Origin of the sequence: Pedobacter sp. W3I1, assembly GCF_030816015.1 — a bacterium.
Taxonomy (GTDB): domain Bacteria; phylum Bacteroidota; class Bacteroidia; order Sphingobacteriales; family Sphingobacteriaceae; genus Pedobacter.
In genome coordinates, this window is record NZ_JAUSXN010000001.1 from 1267064 (window position 1) to 1287647 (window position 20584).

Consider the following 20584-nt stretch of genomic DNA (forward strand, 5'->3'; position numbering starts at 1 on the left):
AATAAATTTGTTTTTGTTACCATTTTGGTAATATATTTGTACATGCGGATTATTGCTAAAAAGACACTTGTTGAATATTACAAGAAGCACAGCACCGCCAAGGCTAGTTTAGAAGCTTGGTATGGTGAGGTTGTTGAACAAGATTGGAATATGCCTGCAGATGTAATTAAGTTGTATGCAACTGCAGACGTAATAACAGGTAAACGATTCGTATTTAACATTAAGGGTAACGATTATAGGTTGATTGCCGATATAGAATTTAAATTAAAAATTGTTTTTATAGTTTGGATTGGCACACATGCTAATTATGATAAAATTAATGTGGAGGAGGTAAAGTATGTTAAAAGTAATTAAAACAGAGAATGAGTATGAATTGGCTTTAGAAAAGGCCTACTTGTTGATGCAAAAAGATCTTGATTTGGATACCGAGCAAGCTGATGAATTGGATTTGTTAACCTTATTAATAGAACATTACGAAAAAAGTCATTATCCAATCGCACCTCCATCACCAATTGAAGCCATCAAATTTAGGTTAGAACAGTTGGGTAAAGCGCCAAGTGAGCTATCTAAAATTTTAGGTGCCCGCAGTCGCCAATCTGAAATATTGAGCGGTAAGCGCAAGCTCAGTTTAAGTATGATTAGAAAATTACATGAGATTTTGAATATTCCGGCCAGTAGTTTGATTGGTGCTTATTAAGCTATTTATTATCTGCGACGCTCAAACTAAGCCAAGATTGCTATAACTGCTTTTTAGACATAATTTCATAGTAATGTGTAGAGGATGTTGAGGCGATAATATAATAACTAACATAAGAATGACTGCTTCGGGTTATTACAATTTCCTTCGCTTGCAGGTCGCAATGTCGCGAAAACTGGACGGTAAATTGATCTTCTTTAAACTTTGCAGGGAAAACGTTAATATTAGAAATCGACTTTGCCACTTAAACCCGATATACGTGGAAAGCGAGTTCTTCACGAGCTTGCAACATTAGCGGGGCCGAACCCAGCCTAAAGATGGCTGAAACTGCTTTTCATATAACAGTTTATAATTATGGAGCGATGCTAAGATAGCTAGAATGTTTAAGGCGAGATAGATTGCTTCACGCCACCACCATTTCTTCCGCTTCGGTTCGCAATGACGACGAGAGAAAGGAATAACCGCAACTCCTTAATCTTCAACTGAAAACTCATAATTGCCAACTGAAAACTTTTTGCGCTAAGCCCTTGATTTTTAAAAAGAATTGTTCTACTTTTGCAGTCCGTTTTATGGGCTATCTGCAAGGATGCCGGGGGAGCGGTAAATTTTTTAATAAAAAACATAAAAAAGCACAATGCCAACCATTCAACAATTAGTTAGAAAAGGTAGAGTAGCACTGGAGTTCAAGAGTAAGTCTCCAGCGTTGGACAGCTGTCCACAGCGAAGAGGTGTATGTACACGTGTGTACACCACTACCCCTAAAAAACCAAACTCAGCAATGCGTAAAGTAGCCCGTGTTCGTTTAACGAACGGTAAAGAGGTTAATGCATACATTCCTGGAGAAGGTCACAACTTACAGGAGCACTCAATCGTATTGATCCGTGGTGGTCGTGTTAAAGATTTACCAGGTGTACGTTACCACATTATCCGTGGTGCATTAGATACATCAGGTGTAGCTGGTCGTAACCAACGTCGTTCTAAATATGGTACTAAACGTCCTAAACCAGGACAGGTAGTTGCGGCACCAACAAAAGGTAAAAAGAAATAATCGGGAGGAAATAAGAAATGAGAAAGTCAAAACCAAAAAAGAGAATTATTCTTCCTGATCCAAAATTTAATGATATTCAGGTAACTCGTTTTGTAAACAATATGATGTACGATGGAAAAAAATCTATCGCTTATTCTATTTTTTACGATGCTGTTGAAATTGCTGAGAAAAAAGCAGGTGAAAACGGTTTAGAGATATTTAAACGTGCTTTAACTAACATTATGCCAGCTGTAGAGGTTAAATCTCGTCGTGTTGGTGGTGCTAACTTCCAGGTTCCAACTGAGGTTAGACCAGAGCGTAAAACAGCTTTAGGTATGAAATGGTTAATTTTATACGCTCGTAAACGTGGCGAAAAAACCATGAAAGAGAAATTAGCTGGTGAAATCGTAGCTGCTGCTAAAGGCGAAGGTGCTGCTGTTAAGAAAAAAGAAGATACGCATAAAATGGCTGAGGCTAACAAAGCGTTCTCTCACTTCAGATTCTAGTAATTAGGATTAACAGATTAGTAAGATTACACAGATTATTATAGGATTACACAGATAAAATTGATTTCACCGATTATATAAAATGATCGGTGAAATCTTTTAAATCGGTGCAATCAATACTAAAAACATAATGGCAAGAGATTTAAAATTTACAAGAAATATTGGAATCGCGGCTCACATTGATGCAGGTAAAACTACAACAACTGAGCGTATTCTTTATTATGCTGGTGTAAGTCATAAAATTGGTGAAGTACACGAAGGTGCTGCAACAATGGACTGGATGGCACAAGAGCAAGAACGTGGTATCACGATCACTTCTGCTGCAACTACGGTTGAGTGGAAATACAGAGGTCAGGCTTACCACATGAACATTATCGATACACCAGGACACGTTGATTTTACCGTAGAGGTAAACCGCTCGTTACGTGTATTAGATGGTTTAGTGTTCTTGTTTTCTGCAGTTGATGGTGTTGAGCCTCAATCAGAAACCAACTGGCGTTTGGCTAACAACTATAATGTTGCCCGTATCGGTTTCGTTAACAAAATGGACCGTTCTGGAGCCGACTTCTTAAAAGTTGTTAAACAAGTAAAAGATATGTTGGGTAGTAATGCAGTTCCATTGCAATTACCTATCGGTGCTGAAGACGGATTTAAAGGTGTGGTTGATTTAATTAACAACCGTGGTATTGTTTGGAATGAGCATGATAAAGGTATGACCTTTACTGAAGTGCCTATCCCAGATGATATGTTGGATGAGGTTGCTGAGTGGAGAGAGAAATTACTAGAATCAGTTGCTGATTATGATGAGTCTTTAATGGAGAAATTCTTTGAAGATCCAAACTCAATCACTGAGCGCGAAATTTTAGATGCTTTGCGTGCAGCTGTTTTAGATGCTAAAATCGTTCCTATGGTTTGTGGTTCATCTTTCAAAAACAAAGGTGTTCAAACCATGTTGGATTACGTGATGGAATTATTGCCTTCACCTCTTGATTCAGAAGGTGTAACAGGTCTTAATCCAGATACAGGTGCTGAAGTTTTATTAAAACCAAGTATCAATGAGCCATTTGCAGCTTTAGCATTTAAAATTGCAACTGACCCATTTGTAGGCCGTTTATGTTTTATCCGTGTTTATTCAGGTAACCTGGAAGCAGGTTCTTACGTTTATAATACCCGTTCAGAAAACAAAGAACGTATTTCCCGTATCTTCCAAATGCATGCTAACAAGCAAAACCCTGTGCCAAATGTGGCTGCTGGTGATATTGCTGCGGTAGTTGGATTTAAAGATATCAAAACTGGTGATACACTTTGTGATGAGAAAAATCCAATCATTCTTGAATCAATGAACTTCCCTGAGCCAGTTATCGGTTTAGCTATTGAGCCTAAAACTCAAGCTGACGTTGATAAATTGGGTATGGGCTTAGCTAAATTGGCTGAAGAAGATCCTACATTCAGAGTTCAAACTGATCAGGAAACTGGTCAAACGGTTATCTCTGGTATGGGTGAGTTACACTTAGATATTTTAATTGACCGTTTAAAACGCGAATTTAAAGTAGAGGTTAACCAAGGTGCGCCACAAGTAGCTTACAAAGAAGCTATTTTCGGTACAACAACACACCGTGAAACATATAAGAAACAATCAGGTGGTCGTGGTAAATTTGCTGATATTTCAGTAGTTATCTCACCAATTGATGCTGATTTCGAAAAAGGTGGTTTACAGTTCGTAAACGAAATTACTGGTGGTTCAATTCCTCGTGAATTTATCCCTTCAGTAGAAAAAGGTTTTGCTGCATCTATGGCGAATGGCGTATTAGCAGGATATCCACTTCCTGATATGAAAGTTCGTTTAACAGATGGTTCATTCCACGCGGTCGATTCAGATGCTTTATCATTTGAGCTTGCAGCTAAAATGGCATATCGCGAGGCTTTACCTAAATGTAAACCTACTTTGATGGAGCCAATCATGAAAATCGAAATCTTAACCCCTGAAGAAAACATGGGTGATGTGATCGGTGATATGAACCGTCGTCGTGGTCAATTATTAGGTATGGATACCCGTAATGGATCTCAGGTAATTAAAGCTACTGTGCCACTTTCTGAAATGTTTGGTTATGTAACGCAGTTACGTACAATCACTTCAGGCCGTGCAACTTCTACAATGGAATTTGACCACTATGAAGCTGCGCCTAAAAACGTACAGGATGAAGTAGTTGCTAAATCTAAAGGAAGAGTAAAATCTGAAGACTAGTTAGAACAAGTATTTTAGTATCAAGTATCAAGACGGATTGTCCAATCTTGATACTCGGTACTTGTATCTTTGATACTATAAATGATAAATCCGGTTTCTGTTATTAATAGCTCTAACAGAAAGCCATAATTAAATATAAGATGAGCCAAAGAATCAGAATTAAATTAAAATCTTACGATTACAACTTAGTAGATAAATCTGCTGAGAAAATCGTAAAAACTGTTAAACCTACGGGTGCAGTTGTAAGTGGACCAATTCCACTTCCTACAGAGAAAAAAATCTTTACTGTTTTACGTTCTCCACACGTAAACAAAAAAGCTAGAGAGCAATTCCAATTATGCGCTTACAAACGTTTATTGGATATTTATAGCTCTAACTCTAAAACAGTTGATGCTTTAATGAAACTTGAATTACCTAGCGGTGTTGAAGTTGAAATCAAAGTTTAATTGGTTTTAAAAGAACAGGAAAGGTCTCGATGCAAATCGGGGCCTTTTTTTATGTATTCAAATTCCAAAACAAAAGCAACATTATCGGGTTGTACTGATATGACTAAGGAAGATAAGAAGCAAAAAGGATTACCAGTTGAAGGACAGGATTTTGCTGATCCTAAAGAAGAATTGAAAGATAAACCTTCCTCATATGGCGAAGTGACCAATCAAAAAGATGGTGATTTTTCTGAGCTCGAAGAAAGCAGGATGGAAAATCCACCAAAGCGTCGGGATACAAATGGATCAACTAAAGATGATTTAGATAGTAGTACAGAGATAGATCAAAGCAAAGGGGTACAATAGTAGCAAATTGATTGTAGGATTGGGTAAAATCATATGCTTGGATCTTGGATACTATATATTAACGCCTGGCGTAAACTTTTTATTGTACCAACTGTTGTTAATATAGAAGTATATACAAAAAATGATGGCTATGGAAATGAATGAGAATAAAAGTATAGACCCTAATTCGGAGAGTAACCACAATGAGGAAGATATAGAATGGGATAATGGAGAGGCTACTTACGGGCATAAACGCACCGATTTTAAGCGTAAAGATCAACCAGAAGCGTCGCATTTATTGAAAACAGAAAATGATCATACCCATACTGTAAATGAAAATTTAAATAATTCAAATTTAAGTCAGGGTGAAGACATCGGAAATAGAAACAAGAATAATGAAAAAGGTTTGAGCGGGCAAGATTTATAATCTGGTTATTTATAAAGAGACTATCCATATAGAATAATCCCTTTATAAGCTTGTATGCATTTTCCGGTAGATGGAAATTAGTTAGGACTCCACAACTGAAATGCGTTAATCAAGTAGCAAATGCCCTTAAATAGTTTAGTCTCTGATTTTTTTAATCTTTGTCGCGAATCCTATAGCGCTGCAAATTTCAAGAACTTATCATCAATTTACAAGGAGTATAGCATTAATATATTGACATATGTCAATTATACATGTCTCTTATGTCAGATTAATTATTAATACAAATCGCTTGTTTGCCGATAATCCTGTCTTATTTTTTCAGAATAATTCTTAACCTTATCCACGTATCCTGGAGCTTTTTCCTTAAAGTCATCAATTAACGACTTTCCATCAGTTGCCCGCTTTTTTGTGGCATATTTAAAGCCATATACGGCTGCTGCGCCTAAAATGGCATATTTTAATAGTCCCATAATTGTCTGTTAAATTCCTGTATTTAATGCATGATTTTCGTCAGCCTCATTAATACCGGTATTCGTTTTAAAATCTTCAGATGAACTTCCTGTATGACTCGCTGCACTCTGTATGGTCGGGTTTTTATCAGAACTGTTATATGCATCGTCGCTAAGTGAATCTTTACCTTGAGTACCAGAATTATCGCGACCATCTTTTGCCAACGGATTTCCCGTAATCAATTCGCTCGGTTCTTTGCCATAACTGGTTACTATATCGGTGTTGTTACCGGCTTCATAAGCTTTTTGTACATCAGATTTTTCTGATTGCTCATCACCTGATCCTACGTAACCTTCAATATGCTCTTCCTTGTTATATATGTTCGTTTTCATGGATATATCGCTTTATCAATAAACAGAATGCAAACTAAATAGTTTGAATAAGGACAATCATAAATGAGAAGTAACAAAAAAGGCAGATATTTCTATCTGCCTTCGTTTTAACTTTTATATGGGAAATTCCGTGATATTTTTCGCATCATCCGTTCTACCATATCATCGGTAGAACTCATAATGGTATCATCCATAGTTTTAAAGAAGCGCCATAAGAGTTCGCCATCAGGCCCATTGTTAATGGTTAGGAACATGGTTCCTGTTCCAGATTTTCCGCCGAAACCACCGAATAAAACTGCTGAGGCGATTGCACCCGCTTCAGATTTGGTTTGCTCTGTTTCAAAACGGCCACCGATAACCGCATCAACACCAAGTATTTTGGCTAGTTCATCTTTAGTCGTTTCGTCTAACTTACCTAAAAACACCAGCTTTTTTTAATAAGATATTTGTTTTGTCAACATCCTGGAAAGTTACAGTATAGTCAGACGCTTTCCTTAGCAAAAAGGTATACATGCTAGCCTGTATCGACTTTGCCATCGATTCTTCCTGATTTTTGTTGGCTTCTGGATTGAAATTTTTTGGTTGCTTCCTGTAAGAGATTTTTACTTCGAAAGGTAAAATGGCCACAATTTTTTGTGTTTTGATCGTTTCCTTTAATTTCGGACTTTCAAAAATTTGCTTCGAGCCTTCAAATTGTGCTTTGGTCAAAACCGTAAAGCAGCATAAGATAGCGAGCGTTAATAAGATTTTTTTCATTATTTGTTTGTTTAATTTTATTGCGAATATAAATATATCTTTTAATTGATGTCATATAATTTTACCTGATGCTTTATGCTTAACCATTTTCGCGTTTTGTTTAACTTGCGCCAAATTTTAAATGCCAACGGGATAAATGGAGTGGAAATATTTACTTTCGAATAAGAGATACGGACAAGAGCAATATGGTGCCAGCACAGATCGGGCACGTTCAGATTTTCAGCGTGATTATGACCGGTTGATTTTTTCGTCTCCTTTTAGGAGGTTGCAAAATAAAACCCAGGTTTTCCCATTGCCAGGAAGTGTATTTGTACATAACCGCTTAACGCATAGTTTAGAGGTTGCCAGTGTAGCCCGCTCAATGGCAAATATATTTTTAAAAAGTGTAGAAGAACATCAGCCCCAACTGATTAAAGATGTTCCTTTAATTAATGAAGTAGGTAATATAGTAGCTGCCGCTGCACTGGCGCACGATTTAGGAAACCCGGCCTTTGGGCATTCAGGAGAAGCAGCGATCTCGCGATATTTTACCGATGGCGATGGGAAAGTTTATCAGAAAGAAATGAATAAATCGCAGTGGCACGATTTAATTAATTTTGAAGGTAATGCAAATGCCATCCGGATTCTTACCCATCCGTTAAAAGGAAAAGGAAACGATGCCTACGCCTTAACCTATTCTACTTTGGCTTCGATTGCAAAATATCCTTGCGCCTCAATTGCTGGTAAGCAAAAGGGTTTGCTGCACCGAAAGAAATATGGTTTCTTTCAATCAGAAGAAGAAACTTTCAAAAAGATCGCAACCGAACTTCATTTAGAGAAAGAAGAGAACGAATACGTCATTTACAAACGCCACCCTTTGGTTTATCTGGTAGAAGCTGCCGATGATATCTGCTATAGCATCATTGATTTGGAAGATGCACACCGCCTGAAAATCCTTTCTTACGAAGAAGTAAAGCATTACCTGTTGCCTTTTGCCAATTCGACTACGATAGAAGACCGATTGAAGAACGATTATGAAGACGATGATGCCAAAATTGGTCTGCTCCGGGCCAAAGCGATTAATACCTTAACAAACCAATGTGCAACCATATTTTTCAGGGAACAAGAAAAATTACTAATGGGTGAACTTAACCATAGTTTAACCGATTTACTGCCCGAACCCTATATCTCAGCCTGGAAAGCCGTGGAGAAAATTTCAGTTGAGCGCATTTATAACTTCTCGTCAGTAATACAGAAAGAGGTTGCTGGCTACAAAATTATGGCTGGCTTATTAGAAGAGTTTGTCCCTGCACTTATTCATAACAATACACACTATTATAAAAAACTGGTTAAACTGATCCCTAAACAATATCATACCGATTTGACCGATATTTATTCTATCATACAGAGTGTATTGGATTTTGTTTCCGGCATGACAGATTTGTACGCGGTTGATTTATACCGTAATATTAAAGGAATATCCTTTCCTTCAGAAACCTAAAAACGCATTCTGGTTTCGCTTTTATCTTTCAACTAATTGCTAGTTGATGCTATTTGTTTCGATTTTCAGTGCTAAACTGATCTTAAAATTCGTGCTTGTGTAAAATAATGAAATTAAATTTTATTTAAGTTGTTGATTATTAGTAGCTTAAAATCGTTTTAGTATTTGTAATTAGCTTTTGGTGTAAAGCGGATGCAGCAACTTATACTAATTGTTAGATTTGATCGTTAGGCTCATTTATTTTTAAGCCCGACGCTTTAGATCTCATCCCGATTCATGAAAAAACTTTTACTAATTGCTTTGTTAAGCATGGGCTTGACCTTGGCTGTTAAAGCGCAAGCCCCACAACAATTTAACTATCAGGGCGCAGCAAGAAATGCTAACGGCACCCCACTGGCCAATAAAAATATCGCCTTGAGGATTAGTATTCTGGATGGATCCTCAACGGGAACCGTTCAATATTTGGAAGTGAGAAATGTAGCGACCAATGCCTTAGGTTTATATGCATTGGCAATCGGGGCTACTGGTGCAAACTCGGTTAGTGGTACAATAGCTGGCGTAAGCTGGGCAAGCGGATTAAAGTTTGTTAAGGTCGAAATCGATCCTGATAATGGTACAAATTTTAGTTTGGCCGGAACTGCACAATTATTAAGTGTGCCTTATGCACTGTACGCTGCCAACGGACCCATCGGGCCAAAAGGAGATCCAGGTGTTGCCGGCCCTGCTGGTGCACAAGGTATTGCAGGTGCTGTAGGTCCACAAGGCCCGGCAGGGGTTGCAGGAGCAATTGGTGCTCAGGGGCCAATTGGCTTAACGGGTGCGCAAGGAGCGGTGGGGGCAACAGGCCCACAAGGCGTAAAAGGAGACATAGGGGCAACTGGAGCTACCGGATTACAAGGTTTGCAGGGGGTACCTGGAGTAAAAGGCGATAAGGGAGATAAAGGTGATGTAGGCCCGGTTGGTCCATCAACCGGAGTAGCTGGTGGCGATTTAACGGGGAACTACCCAAATCCTACATTAGCTAATCTCCAGGGAAAAATATTAAATGCCACTTCACCGATCAATAATCAGGTGCTTCTATTTGATGGTGCTACATGGAAACCAGTAACATTGGATGTGAGTCAGCTGTCAGGAGCTAAGGCATTAACCTCAACTGATTTAAGCATCAGTGCTAATGGCGTTACGGCTTTATTGAAGGATGTGGTAATTGATATCAATGCAGGAGCGGTTAATACCCTTAAACTGGCAGATGGATCGGTAACAACTGTGAAATTAGCCGATGCTGCAGTAACCTCGGTAAAAATTGGAAGCAAAGAAGTTAAAAATATTAATATTGACGATTTGGCCGTAAATACGCTTCAACTTGCCGATGGATCGGTAACTAGCCCAAAGCTGGCCGATGCTTCGGTTACTGTGGCTAAACTAACTACTGATGGCCTGAGCGACGCAAACAAAGTTTACATCACCAATGCAACAACAGGAAAGCCCGAATTAATCAGTAGAACATTATTTGCAAACGCCAATGCCTGGGCATTAAAAGGGAATACTGGTAACACCGATCAAAACAATTTTTTGGGTAATACAGATGATGTAGCCATTAACTTTTTAGTTAACGGTTTAAAATCTGGCCGTTTAGGCAACTCATCTGAAAATAATATTTCTTACGGTTATAAAACACTTACCGCCAATGTATCTGGCTTTAACAACAGTGCATTCGGGCGCGAGGCATTATCGGTTAATATTTCGGGTTACGAGAACAGTGCCTTTGGTTACCTGGTGTTGCAGCGCAGTTTTAGTGGCATCAACAACAGCGGCTTTGGTTCGCAGGCTTTAGCAATTAATACGGTAGGCTCTAACAATACTGCCTTGGGTACACATACATTAATGGCAAATGGAACAGGTACATCAAACACAGCCATAGGGAGCCTGGCGCTTGCAGTCAGTAACGGCGATAACAACACCGCAGTAGGTTATGCCGCAGGCTCGAAAAACAATGGGGCTGGGAATATTTTTATCGGAAGCAATGCTGCTGCTAACAGCACAAACGTAAATAATACATTAGTTATAGCTAACTCAAGTACTTCATACCCTTTAATAGCTGGCGATTTTACAGCGAATGGGGGGGCATTAACCCTTAACGGAACTATCGCTGCATCTTCTATAGCTTATGCACCAGCAAATACCAGTACTTTAAACATTAATGGTTCTGTTGCAGCAAGTGTTTTAACCTATACTGCCACAGGGGCATTAACCCTCGATGCGAGTCATTACACAGTCCGGATAAAAAATGCAGGCACAGCGGTAAGCGTTAATCTTCCAATAGCCTCCAGCTGTAAAGGAAGAGTTTATGTCATTGTGAAGGCTTTATCATCAGGTGATGTTACTTTAAATAGTCCGGTTTTGTTGAACGATGATTCTAATGTAACCACCATTACAGGAGCAAAAACTTTCACCATCCAAAGTGATGGTTCGACCTGGATTTCTTTAAACTAAACACGATGAGAAAAATATCCTATTTGTTTGTTCTCCTGCTGTTGATGTTTTTAGGGAGAAAGGTAAATGCGCAAAGTTTGCCCTATGTGGTTAATTCGGCCAGTGGCAGTGGTCAGATTAACAATCAATTATACGATTTCAGTATAGGAGAAATGACTCTCGTGCAAACTTATCAGGCTGGCAACAATATATTGACTCAAGGTTTTTTACAACCCTTTTTGATTATACAGACCACAGCCGAAGTAGCCATTGTAAATAATATTCTTACTCCAAACGGAGATGGAAAAAACGATTTTTTTGTAGTTAAGGGCTTAGAAAAGTATCCGAACAACAAATTATCCATTTTTGATAGGGGAGGAAGGTTAATTTATGCTACCCAAAGTTACCAGAACAACTGGGATGGCAACTTTAACGGGAAGCCACTAACGGAGGATACCTATTATTATATGCTCGATTTAGGTGCAGATGGATCTATTAAAGGGTTTATATCAATCTTATATAAAAAATAGCAGCGTGAGAGAAATAAAATGTTATATAGCGGCGCTGTTGTTTTTGTTTGTTACACCGGCACTTGCTCAACTTAACCCCATGGGGAGCATCTATTACCAGAACCAGTTTCTGGCCAACCCGGCAATGGCTGGTTTAGCACCTGGATTAAATTTAAATGCGGCATTTAAAACGCAGTGGACTGGGGTAGATGGTGCGCCAAAGATTCAATATTTAACGGGTGATTATGGTTTAGCTGATACTAAAGTAGGCTTGGGTATACTTTTTTATAATGAAGGCGCAGGAGCCATTAACCGTACAAGGGCAACCGTAACCTATGCTTATCATTTACCTTTAAACGGTGGGGCTAACTTCCTGGATTTTGGTTTATCGGCCGGCATTATGAACGAATGGGTCGACCTTGGTAAAGCCAAAGGCGATTTAGACGATGATGTGCTCAATAGCTTTAATGATCGCAGGCTATATTTGGATGGCGATTTTGGAGTGGCTTATCGCACCGATAAATTGACGCTGCAGGGTGCGTTGCCTAATCTTAAACGGTTTTTTAAAAGAGATGTATTGCGAAACGTGGTAGACCGATCGATCTATTTTATTGCCGCAGGTTACAAATTTAGCACAGATAAGGTAATTAACAGTATCGAACCGAAATTGGTGTACAGAGGGGTACAGAATTATGATGGTATTTTTGATGCTGGTGTAAACCTTCAGTTTTTAGAGAATAAACTCATGGTGAATGGCATATATCATAGCACCAACAGTTTTACAGCGGGTTTTGGTGCAAACTACAAAAATCAGTTTTCGATTTTGTTTCAGTATACCACCAACACTTCAAAAATGCAGAATTATAGCAATGGCGAATTTGAGGTGGGTTTGAAGTACAGCATCAAAAATTAAGCTGTTATCGTCATTTCGACTGAAGTGCAACGGAATGGAGAAATCTACTGTTAAATGTATTTGCAGATTTCTCGTATAATTTAATCATTTTTTTAATTCAGTTATTTCTTTGGAAAGCAGTTGCAGTAGCTCTTGGGGAAGAGCAGTCCCGCTCCCGCTTCTGCCGATGGAAATATCGGCATCTCGCTTTGATCGGGTTTAGGTGGCCAACAATGTAGATTTATTAATAGGTTTATCACCAAACGTTCCTACGGAACGAAAAACGCCAATTATATAATTGGCTACCAAGCAGCCGTCCCGACGGGACGATTTGTGGTGATAAAGTTGCCTCCTTGTCTTCCGTCCAATTGGGCAATGTCATCAAGCTAAGAAGAAAACACGTGTGTTTAGCTACCGCCTATCCTTTTTGTCTCGTATAATTAATTATTCGTCCCATCGGGACGGCGCCTCGGTAGAAAAAAGTGTTTTTTTTGTTCCGTAGGAACGTTTCGTGTTTTAGGCATCGGTTGGTTTCCATAACCACAGGCCCAGATTCAATAAACCCGACAGCAGCGGTTCCGATCCTTCATCGGAAGGAGCGAATGGCGGGGCCAGCGGAACCGAAGCACCACAAGCCCTGCTTTACCAAAAAACAACCAGGTTTAATTTATTTTAAAATGTCCGGTAAAGGTTATCTTCCCCTGCCGTCATCCCATTTATTTCTTTCATCCTGCAGCTCACGTGCAAGCCTCATTTCTTTATCCTTAGCTTTTACCTTGTGCGCCTGAAACTCATCGGCTACTTCCTGATAAAGCTCCGTTCTGTACTTTGCTTCGTGCCTTAATTTGCCAGATTGGAAAATTACAAAGGCCAAACCTACTCCAAGTACAATAATAATGGCCCAAACAATGGTATTATAAGTGCCTTTATTAAAAGATATGCCTAAAAATTTAATTTCGTTAACAGCTGCATTGGCATTGGCCAACGAACTTTCTTTTCCATTTACTTCGCCTTTTAAGGTCGAAATGTTATCGGCCTGTGCTTTAATTTCCTGACGGGCTTCCTGCAGTTGCTTACGTTCTTTTCTTAGCGTATCACTAACACTTTTCCATAGGGACGATAAGCGTGATGGATTGATCAGCCTTGCGCCGTTGAAGCTTTTAGATTTTTTTAACATGAACTGATACTGGCCATTTAAAGATGGATCGGTATTTTTCGTAGTGTCAGGTAAAGCTTGCCCAAACGCAACGTTTAAAAATAGCATAGCGCCTAAAAACAATAGGGTGTGTTTAATTTTCTGCATAGTTTAAATATAGGTGTTAGAATGTAAAACTACATTTTTATCTATTTCCCGGTTAATATAATTTGTTTAAGGTTTTGGCAAATCGATAAAATTGTTTTGGTTTAACATTCTAAATAACAATTTTATCTAAGTTTTATTATAAATTTATTTGCGATAGATTACATTTGTTTCATGCAAATAGGAATTATTGGTTTGGGCGATATGGGCAAATTGTATGCACTATCGTTTGTAAACGCTGGTTACAAAGTATGTGGAGCAGATATGCCCTTACGTTTTACAGATTTAAAAAATGAGCTGGAACCTAAAGGAATCGAAGTTTTAATTGGTGGACATGAGGTTGCCCGTAAATCAGACTTTATTATCTATTGCGTTGAAGCCGAAAAAATTGATGAGGTGGTGGCTACTTTTGCCCGCTCTACAAAATACGGTGCCATAGTTGCCGGGCAAACCTCGGTTAAACATCCGGAAATTGCTGCTTTCGAAAAACACCTTCCAGAGGATACCCAGATTGTAACCTGCCATTCTTTACATGGCCCGGCATTTAGTCCGGAGGGACAAACGCTTGTGGTGGTGCGTCACCGTGCTACCGATGTGGTGTATGCCAAAGCTTTAGAAATTTATAAATCTTTAAAATCGAACATTATTGAAATGGACGATTACAGGGAACACGATCGTATTGTGGCCGATACGCAGGCGGTAACACACATGGGTTTCGAAAGCATGGGCTCCGCTTGGAAAAATGCAGGTTTCTTTCCCTGGGATAATCCGGCTTATGCGGGTGGCATCGATAATGTGAAAATTTTGACTACACTGAGGATTTTTAGTTACAAATCGCACATTTATGCTGGTTTGGCTATTTTAAATCCTTATGCGCAGAAACAGGTAAAATATTATGCCCAGGCAGAATCTGAACTGTTTAAGCTGATGATCTGTGAAAATGAAGTGGCATTTAGGGAAAAGATCTATGCAGCCCGCGATTTCGTTTTTCACGAAAGTCGTGCCCTTTTGTTATTGGATGATAACATCATGAAAGAATTCAGCCTATCTGATGCCAGCCATAAACAGAAACCAAATTCGCATTTAAGTTTGTTGAGTATGGTATATGCCTGGTACAAAATGGGCGTAAACCCTTACGATAACCTGATCTGCCAAACACCACCGTTCAAATTGAGGTTGGGTATAGCCGAATATCTTTTCAAAAATGAAGCAATGCTAGAGGAATCGATCCATACTGCTTTGTATGATAAATCCATCCGTGGCGATGATCTGGAATTTCATACCGCTGTGCACGAATGGGCATCGATTATTGGCTATGGTGATTTAAAAGGTTACAAAGAACATTTTGAAGCCGCCAAATCATTTTTTGCCAACCGTTTAAATGATGGAAGGGATTTAAGTGCAGAGATGATTAAACGATTGGGTAAGTAACTATTAAAGGATGAAGACCATTCTGAATAAACCTGAACTGGTTTCGCTATTGCAGCAACAATTAAAAGATATCGAAATACTTTGTGGTGAATATGATCAGGAAAATGAGGCCGTTATACAATCCATTGCGGAGAAAATAGTGCCGATTTTTCACAACACTGATCATTCGAAAGCATTGTTGAGTCAGCTTAAACTGAGTCAGCTCAATATGTACTGTAGTTCGGAAATGTATAATCCAAAAAGCCTTACCAATTTTATTGGTTTATTAAAACTGAAACACAAGGCAGGGAAGGGCTGGAGTTATGCTGCCAAATTAGACCCTTCAGAATTAAAAAGCGTATCACAAGAAAACTGGTGGAACAACAAAAAAGTGATCATTGATTCGGATGGAATTGCCTTTACGAGGGCTAAAATAATTAAATCAGTGGCTAGTTCAAATCCATTGTTGCTTAACACTTCTGGCTGGACAGTTAAAGATGCTGAAGGCAACAAATCGACCATTAATCCTATACCCGAAACGGTTAGGCAAGTTGCTTTTGAGCTGTTGGAAAGTTTTCGAGATGTTGATTTGAATAAAGAAAGTAAGCTGCACTATAAAATATAGAATGATTGAATTTTGAATGAATCAATTATTGAATGGGTATACGCCTATTATTCTCTCCTTTAAAACTCACCTACTCAATCATTCACTCATTCAAAATTCTATTTATCCATATAACATATAGACTTTATTTTATTCCTATAATCTTTCGTTTACCCAAAAACAGTGCATTATATTTGCCCGCATGTCGGTATTGCTGTTTACCATTATCGTTTTACTAGGTGCTTTTTTAGCCGGATTATTGGGTTCACTAACAGGTTTAGGTGGGGGCGTAATTATTATTCCCTTACTTACTTTGGCCTTGGGGGTTGATATTCATTATGCCATTGGTGCATCTATTGTTTCTGTTATCGCTACCTCTTCAGGTTCGGCAGCAGCTTATGTAAAAGAAGGGATTACCAATATCCGGATAGGTATGTTCCTTGAAATCGCCACCACAATAGGGGCGGTATGCGGTGCCATTGTAGCGGTTTATCTTAATGCGAACTACATCGCTATCCTATTTGGCTGCATCCTGATCTTTTCGGCCATCATGACTTTAAAGAAAAAGGTAGATCATACTACTTTGGATAATACCGATAAATGGGCTAAGTTTTTTAAACTCAACGGATCTTTTCCGGATAAAGGTGTAGATCACCCATATGCAGTAAAGCATGTACCTGGTGGTTTCCTGATGATGCTTTTCGCAGGAACTTTATCTGGACTGCTGGGCATCGGCAGCGGCGCATTAAAAGTAATCGCCATGGATAACATTATGCGTTTGCCGTTTAAGGTATCAACTACCACCAGTAATTTTATGATGGGCGTTACGGCAGCGGCCAGTGCAGTGGTTTATTTACACCGTGGCCAGATCGATCCCGGGATTGCCATGCCAGTGTGTATCGGCGTTTTAACGGGGGCAACAGTTGGCTCGAAAATTTTGCTGAGGGCCAAAACCGATAAACTTAAAATTGTATTTGCCATTGTAGTTACCTTTTTGGCACTGCAGATGATATATAAAGGAATAAGCGGATTATAATGGATACAACTGGAAAAGAAAACCTAAACGATAAAGATATCCAGGTAATTCTGGGTACGCTGCTGCGTGCGGGTGTAATTATTTCGATGAGTATTGTACTAATAGGTGGTGCTATTTTCCTGATTCATAATAATGGGGCCATTACTGACTATAAAGTTTTTAAGCCCGAGCTGAGCAAGTTTTCTTCCATAGTGGCTATATTTAAGGGACTAAGTACTTTTCAAGGTGATGCCATTGTGCAGTTTGGGATCCTGATGCTTATTTTTACGCCGATTGCCCGCATTGTATTCGCTATTTTTAGCTTTTTAATCGAACGCGATTACCTCTATGTGCTCATCGGATTTATCATTTTGACGATCATAACCATCAGTTTAAATGGTGGTATAGCGCATTAATCTCTGTCAAAATTTAAAAATATTTTTTTTTATATCAGTTTAAACAATTAAAATTGCTGCCAAGAGAATTATTAAAAGTATAATCCAATGGCAAAATCAGCTAAGGTAGTTCAACTGTTTCAAAAACCCGAAAATTTTATCAAAACCCGTGCTAGGGAATTACAACTTGGGAAGTGTTACATCTCTTTCGACTGGGAGGAAACAGGCCTTGCAAACACGTTGGTTAGCCGCAAACATACTAATGGGAATTTTACCTTAGGTATTTATCTTATAGACCTGAAATGTTTAGGGGTAAAGGATACTACTTTTAAGTTCAATGTATCAGAAGCAGAGCTGGAAGATTGTGTAGATTACATACAAGGTGATGAAATAGAATATAATAAGTTACATAACATCATCTACGGAGCGGAGGCTTTTGCTAATGATTGTGGCTTTAAGCCGCATAAAGATTGGGCGATAACCCAATTTATATTGGAAGAGGATGATGATCGCATTCCATTAATCGATATCGAATTTGGAGATGATGGTGTACCTGCCTATTATGTTGGGCCTAACGACAGTCCCGCGAAAGTAAATCAAATATTGGCCACATTAGATAAAAACGTTGGACCTGGTAATTATCTATTTTTTAGTGATGATGATGAAGATGAGTTTGACGATGAAAATGAATTGTTCCCGGGTAATGAATTAAATGAAATTCGCGAAGGTAAAAAAGATCCAGGTTTCAAACAGATATATTATGTTTTTACAGGGGCTTACCGTGATAAATTTGATGACAGTGAAACCGTTACCTTAGATGAAGATTATGTTGCCGAAATTTGGGATCATAAGGTAGAACCAGGGATTTATAGCCTTGATGGCGATCTGGATGATAACATTATTGAGTGTGCTGAAGAGTATGAATCGATTTTTGAAACAAAAAGCCTCGAAAGTATTAGTCAGATTCATTCCCTTATAATGAAAAATCCTGATAATCCTTTGTTTTATGCAGAATTATTTTTGCAATATAAACTTGTAGGACTTAATGCAAAAGCTGATGCCATAGCCAAAAAGGGGATGCAACTTTTTCCTGATTTCTTATACTTACGGCTTTATGTGGCCCATGCAGCAATGATTGATCGTGAACTGAAGAAAGGCTTAAAGTTACTGAATAACAACTACAAACTTGATGAGGCATTCCCACAGAGAACGGCGTTTTCGGAAGGTGAATTTATGCTTTTTTATGCTGCACTGTGCCAATATTTTATCGCTAAAGGTAATTTAATTGATGCCATCATCTGTAGCGATGCGCTGATCGCCGAGATTTATAAATATGCATGTAGTGAAAATGCAATACTTGATCTTTTAGCACTGGTAAAAGCCAAGTTGGGAGAGGTTTACTAAACTGCAAATAATGATTAAATTAGGGTATTTTTGAACCTGGAATATAGTCTAAAGTGCTTTTAATCAAATTTATAGCCATTGCTTTAAGCACCCTAATAGCTCATTAACCTCACTTTTTAGGTTAAATCCCATTATATCAGCAATTTATTTGAAAAAATATTTGGCTAACTATTTGAAAATTAATATTTCTTGCCTATCTTTGCCGTCCCTTTCGGGGGATGTACAACCACCTTGAACGAAGCCCTACTGCTTCGATGGGTGTTAAAAAGAAAAGATAAAATGTCAGGAATTATTGGAAAAAAAGTAGGAATGACCAGTATCTTTGATGCCGAAGGAAGAAACATTCCTTGTACGGTAATCGAGGCTGGACCTTGTGTAGTTACACAGGTAAAAACCGAAGAAGTAGATGGTTATTCATCAATCCAACTGGGTTACGATGAGAAAAAAGAGAAAAACACAACTCAACCATTGAAAGGCCATTTCGCGAAAGCAAACACAACTCCGAAACGCAAGCTGGTAGAATTTGATTCGTTTACAACTTCACTTAATTTAGGTGATGTAGTAACGGTTGATTCTTTCGCAGAAGGCGATTTTGTTGATGTTGTAGGTACCTCAAAAGGTAAAGGTTTTCAAGGTGTTGTAAAACGCCACGGATTTGCCGGTGTTGGTATGCAGACTCACGGTCAGCATAACCGTTTACGTGCCCCAGGTTCATTGGGAGCATCGTCATTCCCTTCACGTGTATTCAAAGGAATGCGCATGGCTGGAAGAACAGGTGGAGACAGGGTAAAAGTTCAGAACTTACAGGTTTTGAAAGTTTATGCTGAGCAAAACTTATTAGTAGTTAGTGGTTCCATTCCAGGAGCTAAAGGTTCTTACGTAATCTTAGACAAGTAATCAGATGGAAGTTAAAGTATTAAACATTTCAGGTAAAGAAACAGGTGCCAAGGTGCAACTTCCTGAATCGGTATTTGGTATCGAGCCTAACGACCACGCGATTTATTTAGATGTAAAACAGTATTTGGCTAACCAACGTCAAGGTACTCACAAATCTAAACAACGTAATGAGATTGCTGGTTCAACTCGCAAACTATACAAACAAAAAGGTACAGGTGGTGCCCGTGCTGGTAGCATTAAATCTCCGTTATTTAACGGTGGTGGTCGTGTTTTCGGTCCTCAGCCACGTGATTACAGTTTTAAATTGAACAAGAAATTAAAATCATTAGCACGTAAATCTGCTTTAGCTTATAAAGCAAAAGATAACAATGTGGTAATTTTAGAAGATTTCAACTTCGATACAGTTAAAACTAAAAACTATACAAGTTTATTGGCTGCGTTAAACGTAGGTACTCAAAAAACTTTATTGGTTTTACCTGCACAAAATAATAATATCTATTTATCAAGCAGAAACGTTCAGAAAACTAAAGTGATTGCTGCAGCAGATTTGAATACATATGATGTATTAAACGCTGGTGTACTTGTGTTAACTGCTGATTCTGTTAAAACTTTGGAGGAGGCATTTGCCAAATAATATGGACATTTTAAAAAAACCAATATTAACCGAAAAAGCTTCAGCTTTAACTGAGAAATCTAATCGTTTCACGTTTAGCGTTAACCACAAGGCTAACAAAATCCAGATTAAACAAGCCATTGAGAAATTGTACGGTGTAACCATCGTTGCAGTTAACACTATGGTTGTTGATGGAAAAGCTAAATCTCGTTACACTAAAGCAGGTTTTGTATCAGGCCGTAGCCCGAAATACAAAAAAGCAATCGTAACGTTAAAAGACGGCGAAACAATAGATTATTACGCAACCCTTTAATTTAATAATT

25 protein-coding genes are annotated in these 20584 nt (G+C 38.6%); 20 read left to right on the forward strand and 5 right to left on the reverse strand.

Translation table 11 applies throughout. The annotated features are described in order from the left end of the window. Positions 1-42 precede the first annotated feature (42 nt). The 8 genes from QF042_RS05415 (at position 43) to QF042_RS05450 (ending at position 5672) form a co-directional block, all read left to right on the forward strand. Positions 43-354, forward strand: a complete 312-nt coding sequence (locus QF042_RS05415) for a type II toxin-antitoxin system HigB family toxin (protein WP_307526102.1) — start codon at positions 43-45, stop codon at positions 352-354. Continuing rightward, positions 338-697 (forward strand): type II toxin-antitoxin system HigA family antitoxin, encoded by a 360-nt coding sequence (locus tag QF042_RS05420; RefSeq protein WP_307526103.1) that lies wholly within the window; start codon positions 338-340, stop codon positions 695-697. Before QF042_RS05415 ends, QF042_RS05420 begins: the two co-directional genes overlap by 17 nt. 634 nt (positions 698-1331) lie before the next feature. Continuing rightward, on the forward strand, positions 1332-1745 hold the full coding sequence (gene rpsL, locus QF042_RS05425) for a 30S ribosomal protein S12 (protein WP_029278631.1): 414 nt from the start codon (positions 1332-1334) through the stop codon (positions 1743-1745). A gap of 17 nt (positions 1746-1762) precedes the next feature. Then, positions 1763-2230, forward strand: coding sequence for a 30S ribosomal protein S7 (gene rpsG / locus QF042_RS05430; protein ID WP_307526105.1), 468 nt, complete (start codon positions 1763-1765; stop codon positions 2228-2230). Between the two features lie 130 nt (positions 2231-2360). Next, a complete protein-coding gene (gene fusA, locus QF042_RS05435) occupies positions 2361-4475 on the forward strand; it encodes an elongation factor G (RefSeq protein WP_307526108.1) in 2115 nt (704 codons plus the stop codon). A gap of 140 nt (positions 4476-4615) precedes the next feature. Next, entirely contained in the window at positions 4616-4921 is a 306-nt protein-coding gene (gene rpsJ, locus QF042_RS05440; protein ID WP_008244591.1) for a 30S ribosomal protein S10, read from the forward strand. 51 nt (positions 4922-4972) lie between these two features. Further along, entirely contained in the window at positions 4973-5266 is a 294-nt protein-coding gene (locus QF042_RS05445; protein WP_307526109.1) for a hypothetical protein, read from the forward strand. 136 nt (positions 5267-5402) lie between these two features. Next, positions 5403-5672, forward strand: a complete 270-nt coding sequence (locus tag QF042_RS05450) for a hypothetical protein (RefSeq protein ID WP_307526110.1) — start codon at positions 5403-5405, stop codon at positions 5670-5672. 275 nt (positions 5673-5947) lie between these two features. Here the strand turns inward: QF042_RS05450 and QF042_RS05455 are convergent, their stop codons facing one another. From QF042_RS05455 to QF042_RS05470, 4 genes are all read right to left on the reverse strand, one after another. After that, entirely contained in the window at positions 5948-6142 is a 195-nt protein-coding gene (locus QF042_RS05455) for a YtxH domain-containing protein (RefSeq protein ID WP_307526111.1), read from the reverse strand. A gap of 9 nt (positions 6143-6151) precedes the next feature. Continuing rightward, on the reverse strand, positions 6152-6514 hold the full coding sequence (locus tag QF042_RS05460; RefSeq protein ID WP_307526112.1) for a hypothetical protein: 363 nt from the start codon (positions 6512-6514) through the stop codon (positions 6152-6154). Between the two features lie 107 nt (positions 6515-6621). After that, the gene (locus QF042_RS05465; RefSeq protein WP_307526113.1) at positions 6622-6939 is read right to left on the reverse strand and encodes a hypothetical protein; all 318 of its coding nucleotides are present in this window, start codon (positions 6937-6939) and stop codon (positions 6622-6624) included. Beyond that, on the reverse strand, positions 6926-7270 hold the full coding sequence (locus QF042_RS05470; RefSeq protein WP_307526115.1) for a hypothetical protein: 345 nt from the start codon (positions 7268-7270) through the stop codon (positions 6926-6928). The genes QF042_RS05465 and QF042_RS05470 overlap by 14 nt, the downstream gene beginning before the upstream one ends. A 136-nt stretch (positions 7271-7406) precedes the next feature. Between QF042_RS05470 and QF042_RS05475 the strand changes: the two genes are divergently transcribed. The 4 genes from QF042_RS05475 (at position 7407) to QF042_RS05490 (ending at position 12644) form a co-directional block, all read left to right on the forward strand. Further along, complete coding sequence (locus QF042_RS05475) at positions 7407-8750, forward strand: deoxyguanosinetriphosphate triphosphohydrolase (RefSeq protein WP_307526117.1); 1344 nt, start codon at positions 7407-7409, stop codon at positions 8748-8750. A gap of 276 nt (positions 8751-9026) precedes the next feature. After that, positions 9027-11243 carry a hypothetical protein gene (locus QF042_RS05480; RefSeq protein WP_307526119.1) on the forward strand — a complete coding sequence of 739 codons (2217 nt, stop codon included), beginning with the start codon at positions 9027-9029 and terminating at the stop codon, positions 11241-11243. A gap of 5 nt (positions 11244-11248) precedes the next feature. Continuing rightward, complete coding sequence (locus QF042_RS05485) at positions 11249-11752, forward strand: gliding motility-associated C-terminal domain-containing protein (RefSeq protein ID WP_307526121.1); 504 nt, start codon at positions 11249-11251, stop codon at positions 11750-11752. A 4-nt stretch (positions 11753-11756) separates the two neighbouring features. Further along, on the forward strand, positions 11757-12644 hold the full coding sequence (locus QF042_RS05490; protein WP_307526123.1) for a PorP/SprF family type IX secretion system membrane protein: 888 nt from the start codon (positions 11757-11759) through the stop codon (positions 12642-12644). Between the two features lie 670 nt (positions 12645-13314). On the opposite strand, the gene QF042_RS05495 is transcribed toward QF042_RS05490, so the two are convergent. After that, positions 13315-13926 carry a hypothetical protein gene (locus QF042_RS05495; RefSeq protein WP_307526126.1) on the reverse strand — a complete coding sequence of 204 codons (612 nt, stop codon included), beginning with the start codon at positions 13924-13926 and terminating at the stop codon, positions 13315-13317. A 171-nt stretch (positions 13927-14097) separates the two neighbouring features. On the opposite strand from QF042_RS05495, the gene QF042_RS05500 reads away from it, so the two are divergent. From QF042_RS05500 to rplW, 8 genes are all read left to right on the forward strand, one after another. Further along, positions 14098-15354, forward strand: coding sequence for a prephenate dehydrogenase (locus QF042_RS05500; RefSeq protein ID WP_307526128.1), 1257 nt, complete (start codon positions 14098-14100; stop codon positions 15352-15354). A gap of 10 nt (positions 15355-15364) precedes the next feature. Further along, entirely contained in the window at positions 15365-15958 is a 594-nt protein-coding gene (locus QF042_RS05505; protein WP_307526130.1) for a hypothetical protein, read from the forward strand. Positions 15959-16139: 181 nt separating this feature from the next. Further along, on the forward strand, positions 16140-16973 hold the full coding sequence (locus tag QF042_RS05510) for a sulfite exporter TauE/SafE family protein (RefSeq protein WP_307526132.1): 834 nt from the start codon (positions 16140-16142) through the stop codon (positions 16971-16973). Next, entirely contained in the window at positions 16973-17368 is a 396-nt protein-coding gene (locus QF042_RS05515) for a DUF1634 domain-containing protein (protein ID WP_307526134.1), read from the forward strand. Before QF042_RS05510 ends, QF042_RS05515 begins: the two co-directional genes overlap by 1 nt. A gap of 87 nt (positions 17369-17455) precedes the next feature. Next, positions 17456-18751 (forward strand): hypothetical protein, encoded by a 1296-nt coding sequence (locus QF042_RS05520; RefSeq protein WP_307526136.1) that lies wholly within the window; start codon positions 17456-17458, stop codon positions 18749-18751. 279 nt (positions 18752-19030) lie between these two features. Beyond that, positions 19031-19648, forward strand: coding sequence for a 50S ribosomal protein L3 (gene rplC, locus QF042_RS05525; RefSeq protein ID WP_029278646.1), 618 nt, complete (start codon positions 19031-19033; stop codon positions 19646-19648). Between the two features lie 4 nt (positions 19649-19652). After that, positions 19653-20282: a 50S ribosomal protein L4 gene (rplD, locus tag QF042_RS05530; protein WP_307526140.1), complete on the forward strand. Its 630-nt coding sequence runs from the start codon at positions 19653-19655 to the stop codon at positions 20280-20282. 1 nt (position 20283) lies between these two features. Beyond that, positions 20284-20574, forward strand: a complete 291-nt coding sequence (rplW, locus tag QF042_RS05535; protein ID WP_086547743.1) for a 50S ribosomal protein L23 — start codon at positions 20284-20286, stop codon at positions 20572-20574. Positions 20575-20584: the final 10 nt, after the last annotated feature.

Excerpts from the sequence above, each read along its gene's own strand:
- QF042_RS05415 (WP_307526102.1), top strand. The coding sequence starts at position 43 with ATGCGGATTATTGCTAAAAAGACACTTGTTGAATATTACAAGAAGCAC.
- QF042_RS05420 (WP_307526103.1), top strand. The coding sequence starts at position 338 with ATGTTAAAAGTAATTAAAACAGAGAATGAGTATGAATTGGCTTTAGAA.
- rpsL (WP_029278631.1), top strand. The coding sequence starts at position 1,332 with ATGCCAACCATTCAACAATTAGTTAGAAAAGGTAGAGTAGCACTGGAG.
- rpsG (WP_307526105.1), top strand. The coding sequence starts at position 1,763 with ATGAGAAAGTCAAAACCAAAAAAGAGAATTATTCTTCCTGATCCAAAA.
- fusA (WP_307526108.1), top strand. The coding sequence starts at position 2,361 with ATGGCAAGAGATTTAAAATTTACAAGAAATATTGGAATCGCGGCTCAC.
- rpsJ (WP_008244591.1), top strand. The coding sequence starts at position 4,616 with ATGAGCCAAAGAATCAGAATTAAATTAAAATCTTACGATTACAACTTA.
- QF042_RS05445 (WP_307526109.1), top strand. The coding sequence starts at position 4,973 with ATGTATTCAAATTCCAAAACAAAAGCAACATTATCGGGTTGTACTGAT.
- QF042_RS05450 (WP_307526110.1), top strand. The coding sequence starts at position 5,403 with ATGAATGAGAATAAAAGTATAGACCCTAATTCGGAGAGTAACCACAAT.
- QF042_RS05455 (WP_307526111.1), bottom strand. The coding sequence starts at position 6,142 with ATGGGACTATTAAAATATGCCATTTTAGGCGCAGCAGCCGTATATGGC.
- QF042_RS05460 (WP_307526112.1), bottom strand. The coding sequence starts at position 6,514 with ATGAAAACGAACATATATAACAAGGAAGAGCATATTGAAGGTTACGTA.
- QF042_RS05470 (WP_307526115.1), bottom strand. The coding sequence starts at position 7,270 with ATGAAAAAAATCTTATTAACGCTCGCTATCTTATGCTGCTTTACGGTT.
- QF042_RS05475 (WP_307526117.1), top strand. The coding sequence starts at position 7,407 with ATGGAGTGGAAATATTTACTTTCGAATAAGAGATACGGACAAGAGCAA.
- QF042_RS05480 (WP_307526119.1), top strand. The coding sequence starts at position 9,027 with ATGAAAAAACTTTTACTAATTGCTTTGTTAAGCATGGGCTTGACCTTG.
- QF042_RS05485 (WP_307526121.1), top strand. The coding sequence starts at position 11,249 with ATGAGAAAAATATCCTATTTGTTTGTTCTCCTGCTGTTGATGTTTTTA.
- QF042_RS05495 (WP_307526126.1), bottom strand. The coding sequence starts at position 13,926 with ATGCAGAAAATTAAACACACCCTATTGTTTTTAGGCGCTATGCTATTT.
- QF042_RS05500 (WP_307526128.1), top strand. The coding sequence starts at position 14,098 with ATGCAAATAGGAATTATTGGTTTGGGCGATATGGGCAAATTGTATGCA.
- QF042_RS05505 (WP_307526130.1), top strand. The coding sequence starts at position 15,365 with ATGAAGACCATTCTGAATAAACCTGAACTGGTTTCGCTATTGCAGCAA.
- QF042_RS05510 (WP_307526132.1), top strand. The coding sequence starts at position 16,140 with ATGTCGGTATTGCTGTTTACCATTATCGTTTTACTAGGTGCTTTTTTA.
- QF042_RS05515 (WP_307526134.1), top strand. The coding sequence starts at position 16,973 with ATGGATACAACTGGAAAAGAAAACCTAAACGATAAAGATATCCAGGTA.
- QF042_RS05520 (WP_307526136.1), top strand. The coding sequence starts at position 17,456 with ATGGCAAAATCAGCTAAGGTAGTTCAACTGTTTCAAAAACCCGAAAAT.
- rplC (WP_029278646.1), top strand. The coding sequence starts at position 19,031 with ATGTCAGGAATTATTGGAAAAAAAGTAGGAATGACCAGTATCTTTGAT.
- rplD (WP_307526140.1), top strand. The coding sequence starts at position 19,653 with ATGGAAGTTAAAGTATTAAACATTTCAGGTAAAGAAACAGGTGCCAAG.
- rplW (WP_086547743.1), top strand. The coding sequence starts at position 20,284 with ATGGACATTTTAAAAAAACCAATATTAACCGAAAAAGCTTCAGCTTTA.